The 3592-nt window shown below is 55.2% G+C and carries 5 protein-coding genes; 2 read left to right on the top strand and 3 right to left on the bottom strand.

Annotation, left to right across the window (positions count from 1 at the left end; genetic code table 11):
* Nucleotides 1-192 precede the first annotated feature (192 nt).
* Together ABX962_RS32655 and ABX962_RS32650 are read right to left on the bottom strand one after the other, a co-directional pair.
* On the bottom strand, nt 193-570 hold the full coding sequence (locus tag ABX962_RS32655; protein ID WP_372725877.1) for a hypothetical protein: 378 nt from the start codon (nt 568-570) through the stop codon (nt 193-195).
* A 212-nt stretch (nt 571-782) separates the two neighbouring features.
* On the bottom strand, nt 783-1892 hold the full coding sequence (locus ABX962_RS32650; RefSeq protein ID WP_372725876.1) for a TIGR01212 family radical SAM protein: 1110 nt from the start codon (nt 1890-1892) through the stop codon (nt 783-785).
* Between the two features lie 209 nt (nt 1893-2101).
* Here ABX962_RS32650 and ABX962_RS32645 point away from each other — a divergent pair, with 209 nt between their 5' ends.
* Complete coding sequence (locus ABX962_RS32645) at nt 2102-2566, top strand: FHA domain-containing protein (RefSeq protein WP_339942228.1); 465 nt, start codon at nt 2102-2104, stop codon at nt 2564-2566.
* Between the two features lie 117 nt (nt 2567-2683).
* Nucleotides 2684-2992, top strand: a complete 309-nt coding sequence (locus tag ABX962_RS32640; protein WP_372725875.1) for a Dabb family protein — start codon at nt 2684-2686, stop codon at nt 2990-2992.
* Between the two features lie 5 nt (nt 2993-2997).
* Here ABX962_RS32640 and ABX962_RS32635 read toward each other — a convergent pair.
* Nucleotides 2998-3592, bottom strand: a 595-nt coding sequence (locus tag ABX962_RS32635) for a zinc-dependent peptidase (RefSeq protein WP_372725874.1), incomplete at its 5' end; no start/stop codon positions are given.

Raw genomic sequence — 3592 nt, 5'->3', positions numbered from 1 at the left:
TCTCGATTCGAGCCCTGCTCCGCAATTGACTGCGGCCAGTCCGATTCGTTCCCCGCGTTATGGCCGGCTATCAATGCCGACGACGCGGATAATCATGGTTTGGATAATGCTGTGAAGTGCCACGGAATTGTCTGTTTCTGTGAGGTTTTGAAGCACAGAGGATAGTTTTTTTGCCGACGCTGTCAATCGCAGCTATCCCGGGGTCAAACGGCGGCGGCGTGCCTGGGTAAACGAAACCAGGCTGACGACCAAGAAAATCGTGCAAAGCACCGTCATTGCCATGACCACTTGCATCGCCAATGAGTTCACTTGGATTCCACGGAGGACGCGGAATAGCGAGAAAATGGTGTTACTTCCCCCGATCAGGGTCCCCAGTAACGCGACCGTCGCCGCCACCTGCATCGCGTGCTTGCGACGGTGAGGATTCAACCCGACGACGCCGCAAAATAACATCGGAATTCCGAACATCATCGGACAAAATTGGGACGGCATCTTCTGCATCGTCACCATCAACGCCAACATCGTGACAGCGCAGAGCATCAAGCCAAATACGATCGCAATACGTGACATTTGTCGCCACTCCGCTCCTAGTTTATGGGCCGAGGCTCCGCCGCTCAGCTTCCGAAGGCCGAAATGGTATCGGCCGCTGTTTGATTGGGCGAGGGGGCTGTAACAAGCCACACGATTCGCCCAACCGAAACTCCTTCGGTCGCAATCTGATTCTACTGAATTTCCGCAGGGACCTCGACAGGTTCCCCCGTTTTCACAGGTGTCAGGGGGAGCTATTCGTGCGACCGCGCCCCGCTTTTCTCCATCTTTAGCACGGGCAACCGGCGTCCTAAATCAATTTGATCTCGGATGGATGCAGGGGTCTCGTCGGCGGGACGGGGACGCTGCGCAGGCGGGATTTCCGGAGCAACAAAATGGGCCCCTTGGCGTGTCCCTCGCCGTTTGAACTCCTGTTCGATTGCCAAACGTAGCGAGGACTTTTCCAAACACCATTTCGGCTCGATCAGATAGCTCGAGGGAGCATCGCCGCTGACCCGTTCGACAATCACCTCGGCCGGAATCCGCTCAAGAAAATCGACCACGGTGTGGATGTATTCGTCTCGCTGCATCAAGACAATTTCCCCGCTTTGCACCTGGTCGCCCAGCGGGGTGCCCAAAACGGCGTACAAATTGTGAATTTTGACCGCGTCAAAGCCAAGTCGACCGATTTCGGTGGCCGTTTCCATCATCATCGCATGGGTTTCACCTGGAATCCCCAAAATCACGTGGCTACAGCATTCAAATCCGCGGCCGCGACTGCGATCCATTGCATTGATCATACTGGCGTGATCGTGTGCCCGGTTCATCCATTGCAGCCCGGCATCGTGGATCGTTTGCATCCCAAATTCGAGCGAGACGTAGGTTTCGCGGGCCAAAGTTTCCAACAGCTTCAAAACGCTTTCGGGCACACAATCAGGACGGGTTCCGACGGCCAATCCGACCACTCGCGGGTCGATCGAAAGCGCCAATCGAAAGACCTCTTCGAGTTGCTCGACCGGAGCGTAGGTGTTCGTCGCAGGCTGGAAATAAGCGATAAACCCCGCCACTTTGTCATAGCGTTTGGTGACCGTTTCGATCCCCGTCGCCAATTGTTCACTGACCTGTTTCAGCCGTACACGGCGCGAAGGGCTGAAGGATCGATTGTCACAAAAATTGCACCCCCCGCGTGCAACCGCACCGTCGACATTAGGGCAGGTAAACCCCGCATCGATGCTGACGCGTTGAATTCGGCCCCCAAATCGACGCCGCAGCGAAGCGCCAAATGCGTTAAATGGCAATTTTTCCGATTGCCATTTCAATCGTTCGTTGAATTCGGAGTCGATCAATTTACAAACCGTTGCCATTTGTGAAAACTTGGTCAAAATATGATTACTGACGTGAACGGGAATTCATTGCCCGTTTGGCGGGGGGCGGTGATCGCGACTTTCGAGATCCATCGCCTGAGAACCACTCACGTCATACGATGGGGAATATGGGACCGAAGCGATCATGGGATCGCGAAGCTGGCCGCTAATTCCCCGTTTTTGTTTACTCGGACAGGAAGACTTTGATCGTGGAATTTGACGACGAAATTTCGAAACCTCAATTTGCCGGCCCCTATGGACAGCTTACCCCTTGCGGGGGCGGTGACCCTATTCCGCTTGTGAAAGAACGGTTGCTGGTGGGGCGTCGTAACGAGTGCGATATTCAATTGAAGTTCGCCAACGTTTCGAGCCAACACTGCCGGTTAACTCTCGAACACGGCTACTGGTTCATTCGTGACCTGAATAGCCGAAATGGATTGAAGGTCGATGGTCGTCCCGTTCAGCGTAAGCGTATCGACCCGAACAGCAAAGTGTCCATCGCACGGCACGAGTATCTGATTGAATATGAACCGCAACTGTTAGGGGCCTTCGGACCTCCACCGGCCGACGACGATTACATGGAAGACCTGATGAAGAGTTCTTTGATGGACCGAGCCGGGTTGTCCCGCCGCGATCCGAAGAAGCCCTCTTCAAACCAAGACCGAAGCGGTTAAGTTTAGCGGCTACTTGATCAGGACACACCTGCGTTGTCTTGGCTCCATCCAGGGTTCTACGGAATTCTGGATGGGGAATCTGGCCGTTTTTTCCACCGTTCCGTAAAGCATTTCCCCATGACTCGATTGGCTCATCACGTTTTTTTCACCTTAAAAGACCGCAGCGACGAAGCGGTTCAGACGCTCGTCGAAGCTTGTGAAAAGTATCTCAACGACCACGACGGACTGGTTGATTTCGCCGTGGGGACGCGTGAGAAAGAGCTCGCCCGTCCGGTCAATCACGATTTTGACGTCTCGCTGCACACCGTTTTCGCGGATCGAGCGGCTCACGACGCCTACCAGGTCGCCGAGCGGCATTTGCAATTCATTGCCGAAAACAAAGAGAGCTGGGCCGAAGTAAAGGTTTGCGACAGCAACCTCCGCTAATCGGCTCAATGCCAATCTCGAGGGTCGATCCGGTAATACGTTTTTAGCAGGCCGAACAATTCCGGATGCCGATCCTGCATCGGCCGCGGCCGCTCAAAAAAGCATTCGCTGGCAACGGCAAAAAATTCGGCTTCGTTGGTCGCGCCGTACGGATCCAACAGCGTCCGGCGGCCCGCCTTGACGTCGTGCACAAGTTGCTGGAATTCTTGGCCGGCGATTTCGTCCCACGCCGCTTGGTCCGCCGTTTTGTCAAACGAAATCGAGCCGCCCATTTCGCCATCCAGACCGTCCAAGTGATGAGCGAACTCGTGAATCACCACATTGCGTCCGTCGTTATGGTCGGCTGCCAACAGGACTTCGGGCCACGACAAGATCACGCCGCCGTTGTCCCAGGCTTCGCCGACGGTGTGCTCGAGCACGCCGCCGCGGCTTCGCACCATCACATCGGGGTAAACTAAGATGGTGGTCACGCCATCGAAATAATAGTCTCCCGAACGCAACAGAATGAACGCGGCGTGCCCCGCGATCGTCGTCTTCATTTCATCCGAAACGTCCAGCCCCTCACAGCCTTCCCAATTGCGTTCGCCGATCAAGATGCGA

The sequence above is a fragment of the Novipirellula sp. genome, assembly GCF_041583735.1.
Lineage (GTDB): Bacteria > Planctomycetota > Planctomycetia > Pirellulales > Pirellulaceae > Novipirellula.
This window is presented reverse-complemented; position numbering and strand designations above follow the sequence as displayed.

Coding starts and splice junctions, on each gene's coding strand:
- ABX962_RS32655 (WP_372725877.1), bottom strand. CDS start 570: ATGTCACGTATTGCGATCGTATTTGGCTTGATGCTCTGCGCTGTCACG.
- ABX962_RS32650 (WP_372725876.1), bottom strand. CDS start 1,892: ATGGCAACGGTTTGTAAATTGATCGACTCCGAATTCAACGAACGATTG.
- ABX962_RS32640 (WP_372725875.1), top strand. CDS start 2,684: ATGACTCGATTGGCTCATCACGTTTTTTTCACCTTAAAAGACCGCAGC.